At 36.2% G+C, this 15,731-nt stretch carries 14 protein-coding genes and 1 pseudogene; 6 read left to right on the forward strand and 9 right to left on the reverse strand.

All coding sequences use genetic code 11. From position 1 onward, the window contains the following. Positions 1-9: 9 nt before the first annotated feature. Both DVW83_RS05245 and DVW83_RS05250 read right to left on the reverse strand, forming a co-directional pair. A complete protein-coding gene (locus DVW83_RS05245; protein WP_123862337.1) occupies positions 10-336 on the reverse strand; it encodes a nucleotide pyrophosphohydrolase in 327 nt (108 codons plus the stop codon). Between the two features lie 127 nt (positions 337-463). Beyond that, positions 464-835, reverse strand: a complete 372-nt coding sequence (locus tag DVW83_RS05250; protein ID WP_016177004.1) for a winged helix-turn-helix transcriptional regulator — start codon at positions 833-835, stop codon at positions 464-466. A 210-nt stretch (positions 836-1,045) separates the two neighbouring features. On the opposite strand from DVW83_RS05250, the pseudogene DVW83_RS05255 reads away from it, so the two are divergent. Next, positions 1,046-1,564, forward strand: a pseudogene (locus tag DVW83_RS05255) (MFS transporter); the annotation flags it as partial. 266 nt (positions 1,565-1,830) lie between these two features. Here the strand turns inward: DVW83_RS05255 and DVW83_RS05260 are convergent. Then, entirely contained in the window at positions 1,831-3,024 is a 1,194-nt protein-coding gene (locus tag DVW83_RS05260) for an MFS transporter (protein WP_104660644.1), read from the reverse strand. 161 nt (positions 3,025-3,185) lie between these two features. Then, positions 3,186-4,004, reverse strand: a complete 819-nt coding sequence (locus DVW83_RS05265) for a MurR/RpiR family transcriptional regulator (protein ID WP_016177002.1) — start codon at positions 4,002-4,004, stop codon at positions 3,186-3,188. A gap of 160 nt (positions 4,005-4,164) precedes the next feature. On the opposite strand from DVW83_RS05265, the gene DVW83_RS05270 reads away from it, so the two are divergent. The 3 genes from DVW83_RS05270 to DVW83_RS05280 are packed head-to-tail and all read left to right on the forward strand — an operon-like array spanning position 4,165 to position 6,861. Further along, positions 4,165-4,854 carry an N-acetylmannosamine-6-phosphate 2-epimerase gene (locus DVW83_RS05270; protein ID WP_104660645.1) on the forward strand — a complete coding sequence of 230 codons (690 nt, stop codon included), beginning with the start codon at positions 4,165-4,167 and terminating at the stop codon, positions 4,852-4,854. Positions 4,855-4,864: 10 nt separating this feature from the next. Then, the gene (locus tag DVW83_RS05275) at positions 4,865-6,367 is read left to right on the forward strand and encodes a PTS transporter subunit EIIC (protein ID WP_104660646.1); all 1,503 of its coding nucleotides are present in this window, start codon (positions 4,865-4,867) and stop codon (positions 6,365-6,367) included. A gap of 11 nt (positions 6,368-6,378) precedes the next feature. Beyond that, on the forward strand, positions 6,379-6,861 hold the full coding sequence (locus DVW83_RS05280) for a PTS sugar transporter subunit IIA (protein WP_123862341.1): 483 nt from the start codon (positions 6,379-6,381) through the stop codon (positions 6,859-6,861). A 310-nt stretch (positions 6,862-7,171) separates the two neighbouring features. Here DVW83_RS05280 and DVW83_RS05285 read toward each other — a convergent pair whose 3' ends face one another. Both DVW83_RS05285 and DVW83_RS05290 read right to left on the reverse strand, forming a co-directional pair. Continuing rightward, positions 7,172-8,056, reverse strand: coding sequence for a diacylglycerol/lipid kinase family protein (locus DVW83_RS05285; RefSeq protein WP_104660648.1), 885 nt, complete (start codon positions 8,054-8,056; stop codon positions 7,172-7,174). Between the two features lie 206 nt (positions 8,057-8,262). Continuing rightward, complete coding sequence (locus tag DVW83_RS05290; RefSeq protein ID WP_104660649.1) at positions 8,263-8,946, reverse strand: DUF4767 domain-containing protein; 684 nt, start codon at positions 8,944-8,946, stop codon at positions 8,263-8,265. A 434-nt stretch (positions 8,947-9,380) separates the two neighbouring features. On the opposite strand from DVW83_RS05290, the gene DVW83_RS05295 reads away from it, so the two are divergent. Then, on the forward strand, positions 9,381-9,710 hold the full coding sequence (locus tag DVW83_RS05295) for a hypothetical protein (protein ID WP_238699362.1): 330 nt from the start codon (positions 9,381-9,383) through the stop codon (positions 9,708-9,710). A gap of 464 nt (positions 9,711-10,174) precedes the next feature. Next, on the forward strand, positions 10,175-11,227 hold the full coding sequence (locus tag DVW83_RS05300; protein ID WP_104660650.1) for a zinc-binding alcohol dehydrogenase family protein: 1,053 nt from the start codon (positions 10,175-10,177) through the stop codon (positions 11,225-11,227). 319 nt (positions 11,228-11,546) lie between these two features. On the opposite strand, the gene DVW83_RS05305 is transcribed toward DVW83_RS05300, so the two are convergent. The 3 genes from DVW83_RS05305 to DVW83_RS15435 all read right to left on the reverse strand — a co-directional run. Then, positions 11,547-11,858 carry an RNHCP domain-containing protein gene (locus DVW83_RS05305; RefSeq protein WP_104660651.1) on the reverse strand — a complete coding sequence of 104 codons (312 nt, stop codon included), beginning with the start codon at positions 11,856-11,858 and terminating at the stop codon, positions 11,547-11,549. 1,955 nt (positions 11,859-13,813) lie between these two features. Further along, a complete protein-coding gene (locus tag DVW83_RS05310) occupies positions 13,814-15,313 on the reverse strand; it encodes a protein kinase domain-containing protein (RefSeq protein WP_123862344.1) in 1,500 nt (499 codons plus the stop codon). Between the two features lie 190 nt (positions 15,314-15,503). Further along, positions 15,504-15,731, reverse strand: a 228-nt coding sequence (locus DVW83_RS15435; RefSeq protein ID WP_238699364.1) for a hypothetical protein, incomplete at its 5' end; no start/stop codon positions are given.

The raw sequence follows: 15,731 nt of genomic DNA on the forward strand, positions 1-15,731 counted from the left end.
TTTTCTGCCCTACAGTTCCGCATATTTTGTTCGTTGACCTTTACTTTTTTCTAACGGATATTTCAAACGATTTTTCTTCAACTTTTCTTCGATGATCTCATCAAGATCAAGATTTAAATTATCTGCCAGCATATAAGAATAAATCAAGACATCTGCTAGTTCTTCTTTTATCCGTTCCAGATTGTTCGCTGTTACTTCTTCTGGCCGTTTCCATTGAAACAGTTCAAGCAATTCAGAAGCCTCCAAAGAAATAGAAATAGCCAAGTCTTTTTCATTATGGAATTGCCGCCAATCCCGCTCATCTCTGAATTGATTTACTTTATCCATACTGTTCATCTATCATTCACCTTTTTCTAATATGGTCACTATTTATCATACCATGTTTATGAAGAAAAAAAGAGCAAATTTATTTTTAACATTTTCATTAAATTGAAATTTTTAGTTTCATTGACTAAAAGAATCGTTAATAATTCAAATAACCACCATGTGTATGTAACAAGGTCACTTCGTTTCCCGCTTCTTGTTGCCGTTCAATCCGTTCTTCTCCCCAAACAGACATTGCAACTAAGATTTCCCGTAATGATTTTCCTTCTTCTGTTAATGAATATTCTACTTTAGGAGGTACTTGATTGTAGACCTTTCGATCAACGATACGATCTTCCTCTAACTCTCGTAATTGTTGTGTCAACATTTTCTGAGTGATCGTTGGTATTTGTCTTTTCAATTCACCTGTTCGTATTGGACCATTCCCTAAATGGCATAGAATAATGGGTTTCCATTTCCCACCGATTACTTCTAATGTTGCTTCAACGCCGATATGATAGATTTTTTCCATGTTTTTTCTCCTTTTAAAAGATACGCATCAAATAGTAGCACCCTATTGCTTATTTGAAAAGTAAAAATGTTCAAAAATATAAAATACGTGCATTTTATAAACAAAAAATTAGAAAACACTCATTAAATTATCCGTTAGAAATGCCTCTATCAACAATTATTACTAAAAAGTAACTATCGTACCAAAAAGTAGGTACTTCTTTTTGAGGGACCGATTTTAGAAGATAAAATTGGGTACTCTGCCCATGCTGTAGTACTTTTACTAGTAGTTTACGGCATCATGGTTGCTATAGGAAATACAATAGGTGGTCATTTTTCAAATCAACAGCCGCTGAAATCACTTAGCCTGATGTTCGGACTTCTTTCTCTCTCCCTTGTCTTTTTATTTGTAGCGATCTTGAGTGATCAATTGATTTTGGCAACTCTTGCTACTTTGGTCTTAGGATTGTTTTCATTTATGAATGTTCCTGGGCTACAACTCTATGTCGTTCAGCTAGCTGAAGAATACACTCCTAAAGATATTACTTTAGCCTCAGCATTCAATATCTCAGCGTTTAATATTGGTATTGCATTTGGTTCATTTGTTGGTGCACAAGTAACAAAATCAATGGGCGTCACTTATACACCAATTTTTGGTGCGATCATCGTACTGTTAGCAGTATTCTTAGTTTTTCAATTGTTACACATTACAAGAAAGACTTCTTCATTAAAAGAAAAAATAGCTGAATAGCTAACTATCAAAGAACGAGACTGGGACAAAAGTAAGAAACACTTTTGTCCCAGTCTTTAAAAACGAATAAACGGTGGGAGCAGAAGCAACTCCTTCTTAAATAAGCCGAAATTCACAAAAATTTGAAAAGCAATTTTCGTGAATTTCTTCTTATTTCTCGGAGTTAAACACTTCTGTCCCAACCTCTTCTAATATCTCTAAAAACGGAGGAATGGTATTTGGAAGATTGCTTCGGCGGAATGAAGCAAAACATCTTTCAATTGTCTCTATTCTTGCAAACTCAACTTTAATTCTTTCACTCCCGTGATAGTCATCAAAACGAGTAAGCTGACTAAATAAATACTGCTTAAGAAGATGATAACAGCTGTTAAATTATAGTGATCCATCAAAAATCCGATCACAATGGAAGAAAATCCACCGACTGCACGTCCTAAGTTCATAATGAAATTATTAGCGGTGGCTCGGATCTCAGTTGGGTACAGGCTACTGATGATTGCTCCATAGCCGCCGTACATTCCATTGATAAAGTAACCAACAACGACAGCAGCAGCTACTAAACTCCACTGGCTATGTGCCATCACTAGTAAGAATACTGATAGAGAGGAACAGAGCAAAAATATAGTGAATGCGGTTCTTGGCCCTAATTTATCCATGATGATCCCAAAGGTCAGCATACCTAAGGACATTCCGACGATCGTACTGACCATCCATAGTGAAGAGCCAGATACTGATAGTCCTAATTGTGCTTGCATGATCGATGGTAACCAGTTCATCAAGCCAAAATAACCCGCGATTTGTACTGTTACCATGATGCTTAGGCCGATTGTTTGCCATGCAAGGTGCTTTGTTTCAAAGAGATGACTTAGTTTCGTCGTTTTACCAGTAGCTCTTGTTTTTTGAAAATCCTCTGGTTCTTCTAAGCCTCGGCGAATGACCAAGACCATCAATACAGGTAGCACCCCTATAACGTATAACATTTTCCAACCCAACCAAGGAATAACAACAGCAGCTAAAATCGCAGCCAAGGCAGCTCCTACTTGTGCACCGATTCCAGCGATCGAAGAAGCTCGTCCGATTTGTTTTTTTGAGAAACTTTCAGAGATCAAAGACATACACGCCCCATATTCTCCTCCTGCCCCAATTCCTGCAATAAATCGAAAAAGATAGACAAGATAAATGTTTGAAGCAAAGAACATCAATAACGAGGCGATTGAAAAAAGTAGCACCGTTTGAGAAAACACCTTCACTCGTCCATATTTATCTGCCATAAGGCCAAAAAAAATACCTCCAACGAGCATCCCCAAATTAGTGATCGTAGCAATCATTCCTGCTTGCGTTCCACTAATATGAAAAGTTGCAATCATTGAAGATAAAGAAAAAGCTAAAAACATAATATCCATATTCTCTAATGCGATTCCTGCTGATGTTGACAATAAGACTTTTCGTTGATACTTCGACATTCCTTTTTACCCCTTTTCCTTGACCTTAAATTGATAAAATCATATATAAAATCCAAGGAAAATGCAAGAACTTTTAGTTTTTTATTATAAAATAACAAAAAAAGTTATTTATAATAGATGCAATTGTTTTTTTATCACTTTTTATTCGAAGTATTAGTCTATCAATCAATGCTTTTATCTAAGATGGATCGTAGCACTCTTTCCCGTAACTCGACTGCATTGATGTTATTCTTTTGCTCATATCCCTGTACAAGTAAATCGCAAATATACAGTTGTGAGATTTTTCCTGCTAAAGATCCACCATTCAAAAATTCTTCAATGGCTGTTTGTAAGACAAGGTCTGCTGTTTGCCCAATGGGGGAATGAATATAATTGGTGATTGCTAAGATTTTTGCGCCATTTTTTTTAGCGATTTCTACTGAATCGAACGTATCCTTCGTTTTTCCAGATAACGAGAATGCCACGATTACATCCCCTTCTTTCAGCAAAGAAGCAACTTGTGCTTGAAAATGCGGATCTAAAACGGCCTTTGCTTGGACACCCACACGTAAAAACATACTTTCTAGGTCAAGACTCGTATTTCCACTAGACCCTACCCCAAATATATAGAGATGATTCGCTTCGCTAATTAGTTGAATCGCCTCATCTAATTTTTCTTCATTTAGTAAACGAGCCGTAGAATGAAGAGCTTCAGTTAAATTATTCGCAATTTCATCGTAATATTTCCCACTAGATGGCTGTTCTTTTTTTTGACTAAAATCTTCTTTCGCAATTTCGATTTTCAAATCTGAAAAACCAGAAAATCCTAATTTTTGGCAAAACCGGATGATCGTTGCATCTCCAACTTTGGTTTTTTCTTTGATATCGCTCATCGTACTGTAGATGATTGTTTTTCCAGAGGTAAGAATTAGATCAGCAACTTTTTTTTCAGATTTAGTCAATAATGGATAATGCTCTTTGATCAGATAAATATAATTCATACAAACTCCTTTATAGCAAGTTATTTTCTCCATTATACTCCAAAAGAATAAATAAAACTCCAAAATTATCCAATTTTTACTTTACAGTTATGAAAGCGGATGCTATATTTAATTCGGAGTCATTATCCAAAAATAATTCAAAAACGGAGTGTTTAGGAGAATGGATAAACAATCATTTTTAGAAGCAATTTCAGGTGGTCTGATCGTGTCTTGTCAGGCATTACCTGGTGAACCATTTTATACAGAGGAAGGAGGTCTTATGCCCTATTTTGCCTTAGCTGCACAAAGAGCTGGTGCGGTGGGCATCCGTGCAAATTCTGTTCGTGACATTTTGGAAATCAAAGAAAAAGTTTCCTTGCCTATGATCGGCATCATCAAAAGGGACTACCCCCCCGAAGCGCCATTCATTACAGCAACTATGCGCGAAGTAGATGAACTCGTTGCTACTGGAGTAGAAGTGATTGCGTTGGATTGTACGCTTCGCAAACGCCATGACGGGTTATCCATCAATGCGTTTATTGCTCAGATCAAAGAAAAGTATCCTCATCAGCTGTTCATGGCAGATATCTCTACTTTTGAGGAAGGAAAAAATGCTTGGGAAACTGGAGTTGATTTTGTCGGGACAACGTTAAGCGGCTACACGGAAGAAAGTAAAAAACAAGATGGTCCAGATATCGAATTGATCGAACAACTAGTCGAAGCAGGAATTCGTGTCATCGCAGAAGGAAAAATCCACACGCCAGAACAAGCCAGACAGATCAAAAAACTAGGTGTGGCTGGAATCGTCGTTGGTGGTGCGATTACCCGACCACAAGAAATTGCTGAACGTTTTATTCATGCATTAAATTAGGAGGAGAAAAATGTTTAAGAAATTTTCACAATTAGGCCGTGCATTCATGTTGCCGATTGCTATCTTACCTGTTGCCGGATTACTTTTGGGTCTCGGAGGCGCACTAACAAATGAAAGCGCCATAAACGCCTATCCGATTTTAGCCCAACCATGGCTCCATACGATTTTAAGTATCATGAGCTACGCAGGAAATGCTGTTTTTGCCAATTTAGCATTGATTTTTGCTATTGGTGTTGCTGTCGGACTTTCAAATGGTGATAAAGGAACTGCTGGTTTAGCTGGGGGTGTCGCTTATTTAGTCTATACTGCGACGATCAGTGGGTTTCTTGAATTGTTTTCTGCCAAAGGAGCAACTCTTGATACTGGAGTTGTTGGTTCTATTGTTATTGGCGGAACCGTTGCATTCTTACACAATCGTTATCGAAAAATCGAATTACCACAATTTTTAGGGTTCTTTGGTGGATCACGTTTTATCCCAATTATTTCTAGTTTAGCTGCAATTATTATTGGTTCCTTCTTTTACTTGATTTGGCCCCCCATTCAGAACGGTTTAGTGGTTGCCGGAGAACACATTGCACAAATGGGCAGTCTAGGAACATTTTTATATGGCTTCTTACTTCGTCTTACTGGCGCTGTTGGTCTGCATCACACGATCTACCCACTCTTTTGGTATACCTCTTTGGGCGGTACAGAGAGTGTAGCCGGTGTCTCAGTATCCGGCGCACAAAATATTTTCTTTGCCCAATTAGCTGACCCAAATCATACTGGATTATTTACTTATGGTACTCGTTTCTTTGCTGGCAGATTTGCAACGATGATGTTTGGTCTCCCTGCAGCTTGCTACGCAATGTATCGTGCTATTCCTAAACAAAATCGTAAGAAAAATGGTGGACTTTATTTCAGTGGTGCATTAACCTCATTTTTAACTGGGATCACTGAGCCTGTAGAGTATATGTTTTTATTTGTTGCTCCGTGGTTATATGTTATCCATGCCTTTTTAGACGGATTATCTTTTTATTTTGCAGACATCTTAAATATTCGAGTAGGTAATTCTTTTTCAGGCGGCCTGATCGATTTCTTATTATTTGGTGTACTTCAAGGAAATGATAAAACCAACTGGATCAAATTAATTCCTTTTGGACTTGCTTGGGCAGTCATTTACTTTGTCGTTTTCACTTTCTTCATCAAAAAGTTCAAAGTTGCTATCCCTGGTATGACGGAAGAAACAGATATCCTTTCTGAACAACCATTGAACAAAAATACGTCACTACATGAAGAAGCTTTAACAATCATTAAAGCTCTTGGTAGTGAAGCAAACATCGAAACAGTCGAAGCTTGTGCCACTCGTTTGCGCGTTGCTGTCATAGATGGTCAAATCGTCGATAAACAAACGATCCAACAATTAGGCGCTACTGCTGTTTTCGAGGTAAAAGGTGGCATCCAAGCTGTCTTTGGTGGAAAAGCTGATTTACTCAGTCAAGAAATCAATCAAATTTTGGAAAAGGATAATTAGGAGGACTTGTTATGTTCAAAATGTTCAAAAAGAAAAAACAAGAAACGATTACCGCTCCTTGCTCAGGAAAAGTGATTCCAATTTCTGCTGTGAAAGACCCGGTTTTTTCACAAAAATTGCTAGGAGACGGCTTTGCTGTCATTCCAGAGGATCAGACAATCTATGCACCACTGGCTGGTCGAGTAACAACGATTTTCCCAACAAAACATGCCATCAGTATAAAAAGTGACTCAGGAATCGATTATTTGATCCATATCGGTCTTGATACGGTAGAGATGAAAGGTGCACCTTTCACGATTCTTGTAAACGAAAACGAACAGATTACCATTGACACCCCTTTGGTTGAAGTGGATTTTGATCAGATCATACAAGCAAAAAAAGATCCTGCCGTGATTGTTGTTTTCACAGAAGCAGAACAGATCAGCGAGTTGGTCTTACAAAATGGCGCACTTCTTCATGGAGAACCGTGTGGTACGATCGAGCGAATGAAATAAAGATGTCATCTCCAAGAAAGACCGGTATACTCTGAATCTTTCATAGTTCTTTCCCTCAAAAGCCAAAATCAAAAGAAGGTTGATGTTGTTTTTAGTATTTGCCTTCAAAAATAAAACCAAATGAACAGAGGTCGAGACAAAAGTCGTTTAAGTTTGAGAAATTGGAGAGAAAAACGAACAATACGCTTTTTGTATTGCTCGTTTTTTTTTCAAATTTCCGAAAAACCTGACTTTTGGACGCTGTTTATTCGAGAGTCTGTAGCAAACCTGATTTTTAGTTTTGTCCCACACTCGTTCATTTGGTCATTTTTTAACAATAAACTGTTAAATGTGCCGGTAAGATACTGATTTTAACAGGCAGTTTAGCCCCTTCGTCCCCATCGACATTTGTGGCTAGTTCCGCATTGTCTGACAAAGAAACTTCGACTTTTTCACATGCTTGATATGCTAGGTTATCCGTTGATTCGTCCACACCTTTTAATAAATCTGGTAAAGTTTTCAACGTGTCAAGGAGAGAAGAATCTTTTAAATAAATCAGATGGAGCTTGCCATCATCAACTTTTGCATCGGGAATCAGTGTTTCAAAACCACCAATAGAGTTGGTCAAACCAACCAATAACGTACTACTTTCAATTTTTTCTTCCTGACCATCCACAGTTAAATGGAAAGAATAGGATTGTGTCCCAGCTAATTGCTTGATCCCAGAAATAAAATAAGCAAGTTTACCTAACTTTGTCTTCTTTTCAGGATCGACATCATTGATTGCCTCAGGAATCGTCCCGATTGCTACCACGTTCATAAAATAATCTTCGTTGATTTTTCCAATGTCTAAAGACTTAAAAGAATCGATTGAAAGATTCTCAATTGCCTCTTCTGGTTCTAGTGGGATCTCTAAAGCGCGAGCTAAATCATTCACTGTTCCTAAAGGGATAAAACCAAAATTTGGTCGATGTTCCTGTTCAGCGATACCGCTGATTCCTTCATTGACGGTACCATCTCCTCCCATGACAAAAACACTGTTATATCCTTCAATCGTAGCTTCACGTGCAAAGTTTTTCGCATCACCTGCTTTTTTAGTGTGCAAAACACTCACTTCATCAAACATCGTTTTTAATTTTTCATGGGCAAGTTGTTCATATTCTTTTGCTTGCTCTCCTCCGGAACTTGGGTTCACCACTAACAACGCTTTTTGCATAGTATTCTTTCCTTTCTATGGCTTTTTTTCAACTATAGCATAGAAAAACTCGAAACATCTACTTATAGACATTTCGAGTTTCGAGTAATAGTTATCTTATTTTTCTAACAAAAGCACACCCAATGATTCCTACGAGGATCGTCCCACAAAAAGCAATAAAGGAAGATTTTCGTTCATTTGTTTTAGGTAGTGATTCCTTCTTACGCTTATTGTCCAGTAACGATTTGTGAAAATCCATTTTTCAATTCTTGATTATCTGTTTCTCTTAACTCAAGATAGTTGTTCGGATTCCCTTGATTTTGACTGGTGACCAAAACTTTAGGAGTTCCTCCCTCAATGGTGAAAAAGTAAACATGTCTTGTTTTTTGTCCAGATTGTGTTTGCGCATCTGAATAAACTGCTACTAATCCGTAGCCAGATGGTACTTCTCCATTTTCTGACCAAGTTAACGAAATTGGTGTATTGGCAACCGTTGCTTGCCAACCATTCATATGGTTCAAAACTCCATCAGGTAACTGTAATCCATAGAGATTTACATTATTGCCCGGTCCATAGGCTTGGTAACTTTGTCCCATGGTTTGACCCCAACTAGCCATAAGGCTAGCCAATTGATTGCTTTTATCTGCACTCCACAACAGATTTGAAACCGTAGTTGTTTCTGTTGCTGTACTAGAGCTGGTATCTGTGCTACTTGTTGAATTAGTCGTTGTGCTGCTTGTTGTACTGCTTGTTGTACTGCTTTTTGAACTTGCTTTGCTACTCGATTCTTTTGTTACTGCTATACTACTTTCAGCAGCCTTTGAAGACTGAGCCGTCGCTTTTTTTGTTTGTTGACATGCAGCCAATAACACTGTTGACAATACTAAACAAAACATCACCGTTTTTTTCATCTGTTTTCTCCTTATTCCCCAAACCCAAATTTTTTATAACTTATTATAAGCCCGTTTTTATAACAATACAATTACTTATTTTAGTCCCTGATCGATCACATATTCCCCTTGGTTTTCGAGGTAAAATCTAGGCTTCATGTGCTTTCTTCTTTACCTTGTTCACTTGCTTTCCCGAGAAAAATCACTCCTCGATTCTTTCGTGACCATCTGCTTACCATGTAGAAAATAATGTTATAAAAAAGAAGAACGCAATTCAAAAACAGCGAGTTGTTGGATAGGATTCGAAAGAATGATTACAGGATATAGCATAGTTCCAGCTACTTTCTCGTTAAGCGCTTGCGCATCTGTGGATAAAGACAAGATAGAAAACATCGTCATCGTTCGAGTTACAAATGGTGGTACTTTGCAAAATCATGGAGGTTATACCATAGAAAATGGAACTCTTGATATTTTTAAAGAAATCCAACTATTCTAAAAATATCAACCAAGATCCTTCTACCTTAACCACTTCAGACAGTGAAAAAGAAGAAATAGAAAAATTACTTGCAAATGATTTTAATGAAGAAGATCAACACCCTGAACAAACTGGGCTATTTCAAACATACAATCAGAAAATAAAAAAAGCCTATGCTCAGATCGATAAAGAAAACAAAAAAACGTATCTCTATAGTGAACACTATAAAAAAGAATTTACTTGGGTAAATGATCAAGGAACCCGCCTAATGGATTCGAATAAAGTGGAATATAGTTTTAGTCAAAAATAGATTTTCTAGTTTCTGTCACATGAAAAAAGTGGACAGTCTCTTATGTTTATAGGCAAAAATATCAGCCCTTTTCAATAAGAAATCAGCTGATACATTTGTCTATTTTAGTTAAAACAATAGGAACTAGTCGATTAAACCGTTGTTGCTCTCGCTATATCTTTATATAGAAATCATGTCCGGCAAAATACAGACTCGCTTTTTCTTGTATCACTAATGCTTTTGGTACAGCACGCAACTTTTATAGAAGAAATATAACGTATCAAAGATGCTTTGTTTTACAATATAAATGAAAAGATTTAAGCTAGTGCTATTGAAATAATGCTTAGTTTTCGGATTGATTCAGGAGACAACCACCAAGTGATGCTCGTTTTCCTATCTTTCGACCTTCTAAGCTGATTCTATATCACTTCCTTTACGTCAAAATAAGGGAAGATGTTTTGTCCACTAGCAGAGGAGGAAGTTTTATGTCAAATGATCCATTGATGCAGGCTGTTGGTTTTTTTGAAGGCTTGCCAATCGATGACCCTAAAAGTTTCATTGATCAAAAAAAAGAAATCCCTATTCCTGAAGCAAGGGATATACTGGTAAAGGTCAAAGCGGTATCCGTCAACCCTGTTGACACTAAGTTAAGACAGACCGCACCTAAAAGCGATACGCTAAAAGTACTAGGATTTGATGGCGTAGGTGAAGTCGTCAAAATTGGCGAAAAAGTTTCTAAGTTCAAAATCGGGGATCGAATTTTTTATGCAGGTACTACAACACGTTCTGGCAGTAATCAAGAATATCAACTCGTTGATGAACGGATTGCAGCTTTAGCGCCAAAGCATCTATCAGATGAAGAAGCCGTGGCCCTTCCCCTTACCTCCTTAACGGCCTATGAACTACTATTTGATAAATTCGGATTGATTCCAGAGGAAAATGCCAATCAAGGAAAGAAAATCTTAGTGATCAATGGTGCAGGTGGTGTGGGCTCTATCTTGAACCAATTAGCTAAATGGGCAGGATTAGAAATCTATGCTACTTCTAGTCCTAAAAACTTTGAATGGCTCACTTCAGTCGGTGTAGATCATCCACTAGATTATCATCACGATTTAAAACAAAGCTTGCAGGAACTAGGTGTAGAGGCTGTTGATTATATCGCCGTCTTATTCGATATCACCCATTATTTAGAACAAATCACTCATCTGATCAAACCGTTTGGACATGTTGGCACGATCGTTGGGGTCAATGAACCGCTGAACTTAAGTGCTTGGAAAAATCTATCGGTCAGCTTGGATTGGGAGTACATGTTTGCTAAAACTGATCATGACTACCAAATCGAAACACAAGGTGAAGCATTGGCAATGATTGCTTCGCTAGCAGAAAGAGGCCTCCTAAAAACAACCTTGACAAAAGTCTACTCGGATGACATCAACGCAAAAAATTTACGGGCAGCTACAAAAGAAGTCGAATCCGGACACATGTTAGGTAAAGTTGTTCTTAGAGGTACATTCAACGGCGAAATTGCTCCATTTTAAAAGTTGAATCAAGTCTTCTTTTGATATATTCCATCATTTAAATAAAATTGAGTCAAAAGCAAGGAATACTTTTGACTCAACTTCTAAGTATGAATAAATGCTTGATTTACAAACATCTCCTTCGAAAATAAGTCGAAATTCATAAAAAATTTGAAAAGTAATTTTCGTGATTCTCTTCTTAGTTTTCGGAGTCAAGTGCTTCTGTCCTAGTCTCGTTAGTCTATTTTTAGTTGACTGTAAATTTTGTTCTTATTGAATCACGCTAACTCCGTATCTAGTACTTCTTCACGTATGGTAACGATGGAAATTTTATTGATCTTTATCTAATTATGTTGTGAACCCACTGAACAAATTCATCTTCTTGAACAGTATTTTCTGCGATAATATTCCATTGTTCTTTCCTACATGTTTCACATTTGTGCATGATTTGATCCCCTTTTTTTGACGTATATCTATAAGTGACCGGTTTCATTAAACCAAAGTATTCACTACTCCGATCCCCTGGTATACGATCTACATGAAGAGAATACAAACAAAATGGGCAATGATTTCGATAAGAACCATTCGTCAATCGCTGTACCTCTCTATTACAATATCTACAAATAAATCTATTGTTTTCATTCGCTCTCATTTACTTTTCTCCAATATTTTTGGAGAAAAGGGTTCCGTTTATTCTTTTTCGCAGGCTTATTTGAGTAGTGACATATTCACCGCAATCATGCGATTACTTCTGCTTCCTACTTCATAGAATAAATAATCCGAACCTCTCATAGTTTTGTGATTTGTTGTACTATGTACTGTGTCGCAGACTTAATAATATCTCTAATACAAGGATTAGGATTCTATAATATTTTGTGTTGGTTGAAATCGATTTTCTGCCAACACTTTTTGTAATCCAAAGAAATCCAAGCTTTCACGTTCTTTTCTTAGCAAATTGTATTTACTAAGAAATTTATACAATATTTCTTAGTAAAATGAAATTACTAAGAAACAAATGGATAATTATTATATAAAAAAAGGCTTACGCCCTTTATCAAAAAACTGTGCGGAGTATCTCTCTACACCATGCGATTGCAATGTTATTCGGTCACACATTATGCAATACCGTACCAGTCGGAGCGACCGCTGGCATATTGCAGCCTTACGAGATGTGGTCAGGCATGACAGCCTACAAATTTCACAGGAGCATTCGGTATATTTATGAAATAATCATCTTATTTCCGCCTTCTGCTACTCTCACGCATTTCTTGTCTTATAGATCATTTCTAATCATTTCACAGCGAGGGACTTCTTTGGATACTTCCGTCAGTATTATATGTCAATCCCTTGCCATTTTCTTTACGGAGGGGCTAAATCTTATCAACTTAGCTTTCTATTGTCGTCCCGACAAGTCTGCTACCTTATATTTGGTCACACTTTGCACACGTTCTTTGCATTCCAATGCTTTTACATTGACTTTCCTCTTGTTACTAAGAATACTCACTTAATACGCAACAGTATCCCATTACGACATCAACAACGACTTATTCCCAAACGTTCCTTGACGAGTTGCTTAGACCCTTATACACAAGGTTCTGCATCGTTTTTTGATAAAAAGTATCAACCTTTCACCATTTCCCTGTAAAATAATTGTCCCATATCTAAAAACAATTTGCGATCGTTTTCAAAAAGAACATTCATTTTTTATTTCTGATTTTGAAAAGTACCGTCAGAAGAAAATTTTAGTCCAAATAAATTGGTTCTAATGTCGCTATTTTTGACTGCAAATAGACTTTCGTACAGATAAATTCACTACACCAATATTATGTAAAAACTCATCTGACACGGCCAATAAGCATCTCATGTATTTCTACTATCATTTCTAAAAAAGTGATCATGAAACAAGGTAATACAAACGTTGAATGTGGTCAATCTTACTTGTATTCGAGAAGCTGGGTACTATGACCAAAGATGTTAGATTATATTAAGATATGTGTGCTATTGCAATATGATTATCGTATTATCCACAAAGTAACACTGTTGCTCTTCTTATGAAACACTGAATCTGATACTGTTGCTCATATTTCATTCTAGATAATTTTTCATTTTTTATTCACAAAGAGAAAAAAGCTAAAACCCTCATCTATCAAGGATTCTAGCTTATAACTAGGTTCTACCCCACACTACCTTCCAATGACTCTTTTGAGAATCAAAGGAAAGAGTTAGGTTTTATAGAGATATTTCATTTAACAAATTACCATAGACTGACGGTATATATCAGCAGATACTATCGTCGAAAACGTAGCCAATATCGTATCCGAAACAGCAGGTAGAGAAGTTCTTTGAGGATTCAAGTTATTCTATTTCAGCCATGAAGTCGTGTCATCAATGATAAGTGGAGAAATACTGTTATTACAATTCTTTGTAGGAAAAATACACAAAATTTCGGTGAATAGTTAAGATTGATAAAGAAGCCGATCGTATTCAAAAACGTATTCAAGTTGCGTGACGTGCTTTTGATAAGAATCTATTACAAAGCGAATAGCTATAATGTTTTAGTATCCATTCCAAACAATGAGTTTATGCTTTCCCTTGCATACTAAACCCTTACAAACGTATACGAACTGCTTTAGCTCTATTATGAAATATAGTTTGTTGTAAATGTTCTACGTTCCTAAAACTTATCTTCTGATTTTGGAAATTTCCGATGGTAATATCACTTTCCTGTTGTAAAGCATTAGTCCATACAGTTCCTAAAAAAAAGTATCTTTTATCATTATATCTTTCTCTGAAATCTTTATTAACATCGGCCAATTTTATCACTTCACCATTATGTCTAAATCTACCTGACGTTGTTTCACTTTCTGGTATCATGTACTCATTATTAATTAGATAACCAGCAAAAAAATCTTTGTCCTCATACACAAACGGTTCAATACTCTCTAAGTTATCTTCAACCTCCAGTATAATTAAATCATTGTACAAACTAGAATTTAAACTGAGCCACACATTTTTAACAAATAGTTCTTGAGTATTAATTAATACCCATCTATTACCTAGATATCCGAATCTAGTTATATTATTGTTACCGTTACCGTAAGTGAACCAAAAACTATTATAGCCAAAGACATCACACTTGATATTTTTCAAAATGGACCCGATTTGCTCTTCATCGCTAATACATGTGACGGTATCAAAATCTTCTGGGTAGATATCTGTTATCATTTCTTGTAATAATATCATTTCTTCGAAAGGATCTATTTCCTTCTTCTGCTCAATTTGTTCAAGCAAACAATCTCTCATGTCCTCAACAGAATTGAACCTTTCTTCAGAATCTTGTCTAATAGCTTTGTCTACTACAAAGTCTAACGCAGATAGATAGTTTTTATCCAGATTTTCTAATTTGCATTCAGAAAATCTTTTTCTATTAGTTCCTCTATGAGTGGAACCATAAATAGACCATTGGATTAACTGACCTAAAGAATAGATATCCATTTTCTTGTCTGGATCAACAGCTTTAGCACTATAGCATTCCGGCGCAGAAAATTCGTAGTTTGCTAGTCTTTCTCCTATTTTGGTCTTATGAAACTCTGGGAAATCATCTTTATCATAGTAAGCGATTCCAAAGTCAGAGATACAATAATCCCCATTTTCATCGATTAATATATTTTCTGGTTTCAAATCTCTATGAATAATACCGTTATTATGAAGAAAAGAAATTCCACTTAATAGAAAATCCACAAATTTTTTTACATCAGATAAATCCAGAAACTCCTTACCTTTACAAGAACTATTGTATTTTTTCATTAACATTACCGGATATGAATCTTCATTAATCACTAGTTCATCATAATCATAATATTGTACAGTAAATTTATTTGACGGGAGCAACATAACGTTAAAGAATTCCGCTTTAAACCTATTTTTTTTTGATTCTTGACTCAATTCTCCCAAAATTTTTAGCGCTATCCCCTTTTCTAAAAGCTCTCCACTATAAACAAGACCATTGCCTCCTTCACCTATGCTTTTTAGATTGGCCACTTTCCCTAACATGAGTTCAACTTCCTTGTTGTTACTCTTAATGTATTGCCAAATTTCTTTTTTCACTTTTTCTCCTTTTTATACATTTTTTCTATAAAAATTCTTTCATTACCACGATACAATTTCTCGCATAGCTAGCATTTGTAACACAAGCGTATACTCTAACGTTACATATATCACTCATTATTATACCAGTATTTCTTCGTGACACATAAGGGTGTAACAGAATAATTTTAAACGAAATGACTACAAGTAGTCATTGAAGCAAATCTTCATAAGACACCTGTACACAAGCAGTAATCGTTGTAACAAATCTTTCCCGAAGGCTTTGAATAACTTTGCTTTTTTTAGCAAAATAAGTGAAAAAGGTAGATTTTTTGCTCCAAAAATATAGTTGATTAATTCTTGATAAAGTCCATATAATTGTGTAAAAGATAAAAGGCCATGTAACAGCCCTTTTACGGTACAATGTTTTTAACCACAA

Origin of the sequence: Enterococcus sp. VV15, from assembly GCF_005236045.1 — a bacterium.
Lineage (GTDB): Bacteria > Bacillota > Bacilli > Lactobacillales > Enterococcaceae > Enterococcus_B > Enterococcus_B durans.